Here is a 475-nt window from a genome sequence, read left to right as displayed (position 1 = left end):
GTCCTGGTGATGTCGGTCATGCCTGTGCCTCGCTGCGCATGACCCCGAAAATCGGAACGATTTTCGGAAAGGATCATGCGCAAATAAAAGTGCTACAGCGTCCGTTGCGCGTCCAAGAGGACGCGCGGCGCTGTGGTGAAACAGCAGGACACTGCATGACCATCGCCCCGCTGCCAAGCCACAGCGGGAAAAATCAGTTGGCAAAAAGGTTGCGCTTATCCCTGGCGGGCAGGCACCCGCACGACCAAGCCGTCAAGCGCATCGCGGACCTTGATCTGGCATGACAGGCGCGAGTTGGGCTGGACGTCGTAGGCGAAGTCCAGCATGTCCTCTTCCATCGCTTCCGGCTCGCCGACTTCAGCCGTCCAGGCTTCGTCGACATAGACGTGACAGGTGGCACAGGCGCAGGCACCGCCGCATTCGGCTTCGATCCCGGGCACGGCGTTGCGGATCGCGTTCTCCATGACCGTAGAGC

Annotated in this window: 1 protein-coding gene; it reads right to left on the bottom strand. The window is 61.3% G+C overall.

Annotation, left to right across the window (positions count from 1 at the left end):
- Window positions 1-215 precede the first annotated feature (215 nt).
- A partial coding sequence (locus EN969_RS34755) for a 2Fe-2S iron-sulfur cluster-binding protein (protein ID WP_164758830.1) occupies window positions 216-475 on the bottom strand: 260 nt, incomplete at its 5' end.

Origin of the sequence: Mesorhizobium sp. M7A.F.Ca.CA.003.01.2.1, from assembly GCF_003998945.1 — a bacterium.
Lineage (GTDB): Bacteria > Pseudomonadota > Alphaproteobacteria > Rhizobiales > Rhizobiaceae > Mesorhizobium > Mesorhizobium ciceri.
The sequence above is the reverse complement of the archived record's forward strand: the minus strand, read 5'-3'. Positions and strand labels throughout refer to the sequence as shown.